Origin of the sequence: Litchfieldia stipae (assembly GCF_014837155.1) — a bacterium.
GTDB lineage: Bacteria > Bacillota > Bacilli > Bacillales > Bacillaceae_L > Litchfieldia.
Window position 1 is genome coordinate 1 of the sequence record NZ_JACYHA010000053.1, and the last position, 1,725, is coordinate 1,725.

Genomic DNA, 1,725 nt, shown 5'->3' on the forward strand with positions numbered 1-1,725 from the left:
ATTTACGTTCTTTTTGGGCAACTCTAATAAGAGCAGTTATTTTCTGCTTCTTTACTTTGATGTATTTAGCCGTTTATAGGCTAGAATAACTCCTTCTTTAGCTTACAGACCACTTCTCACCTATTTGAATGGCTGTCAAGTGTTCTCCTTGACTGGTATTCAAATAGGTGAGAAGCTCTTTCGAGCTAAAGATCAATCTGTCCTTTCTCCTTATTTATGACTTTAAATAGATGGTAAGAACACGGCACGAAGGCAAAATCTTCACTGCGGTTAGCGCTCTGATATTCGTGGGTTTTCACATTTTATCTTTCCGTATAAAGGACTTATCCACTAACTCGTGACGTGCGTTAATCTAATTAGATATAGCACAGAGGAGGCGCGTGGTTTTTCCTTTCCGGTTTTCACCTTTGCCTTCGAGCCCTATTCTCATCTACCTATTTTTCTTTCCAAAGTTATATTGAATTTGAAAATAAAAGTTTAAACCATTAAGATCGTGGTACTTCCTCTAACTCTTGCGTGATTGCCCAAATAAATCCTGATAGTTCTCTAGCCACTGCAGTAATCGCTTTGGCACTTTCTTTTCCTCTTGAGAGTAATCGATAATATTTCTTATGTAGTCTATTTTGTGCTTTCCAAGAAATGGCCTGAATGGTTGGCGATTGGCCACTTTGTCGTCTTTTCAATTCTCCCTTAACTGACGGCTGATAGCGATAACTCCAGGCAGATTCAACCAATAAACGCCTCACATGGCGATTCCCAGTTTTGGTAATACCACCTTGTTTTCTGCTCTCACCACTCGAAAATTCACTTGGAATCAAACCCACATAGGCCATAAGTTGTTTTGGCGTTGAGAAACGTTTAAATGAACCAATTTCAGCTACCAGGCTAGCTGCTGTAATAAGTGCTACACCTCTTAAACACTGTAATGCTTGAATGGTTGGGGCATGCACACCTTCGGTTGCTTGTACCCTTATCTCTTCTTCAAGTCTCAGAATCCGTTGCTCTAACTCTTTTAATTGATGATAGTATTCTTGAAATACTATACGTAATTTAGAACTTTCAAACTTTAGTGTATCAAGCCACCTACGATATTTGACTGTCCACTTGTTCACTCCTGTTGGTGGCTTAATATTATTACGTAGCAGAAATTTACTTAAACGATGCTTCGCTCTCAACTCGTCTTCTTTGGCATCTTCACGGCATCTTACAAGATCACGTAAAGCTTCATCTTCTGGTGTAGGTACATAAATAGAAGTTAATTCTCCAGCTCTATATAATTGAGCGAGACGAATAGAATCCCTACGATCCGTTTTAATTCGTTCACCTGGCTTTTGGGGAATTAAAGACGGAGCAATCACATCACAATGGACACCTAGAGAAAGTAAAAGTCTATACAATGGATAGCCAGTTGGACCTGCTTCGTAACATACTCTAAGAGTGTGAGGTTCTCCAAGTTTTCTAATTAACTTTCTAACGGCTTCTAGTGTATGAGGAATCATTCCAAAGTATCTAGGTACTTCACGACCCTCTTCTGCAATAGCGACTGCAATTTTTTCTTTTGATACGTCTAAACCTACGTATTTTGTGTTATCCTTCATAATGACTAGCTCCTTCCGTAATGTAGCTCTGATTTGGTTTTGTTTGTTTCTATCACTAAACATTCTTACCAAATTAACCTACGAATTTACGAGTAAGGAGCTAGTTTCGTTCATGATAACTCGTCGC

General features: G+C 39.0%; 1 protein-coding gene. It reads right to left on the minus strand.

Going from position 1 to position 1,725, the window contains the following annotated elements:
- Window positions 1-485: 485 nt before the first annotated feature.
- Window positions 486-1,598 carry an IS110 family RNA-guided transposase gene (locus tag F7888_RS22235; RefSeq protein ID WP_191783580.1) on the minus strand — a complete coding sequence of 371 codons (1,113 nt, stop codon included), beginning with the start codon at window positions 1,596-1,598 and terminating at the stop codon, window positions 486-488.
- Window positions 1,599-1,725: the final 127 nt, after the last annotated feature.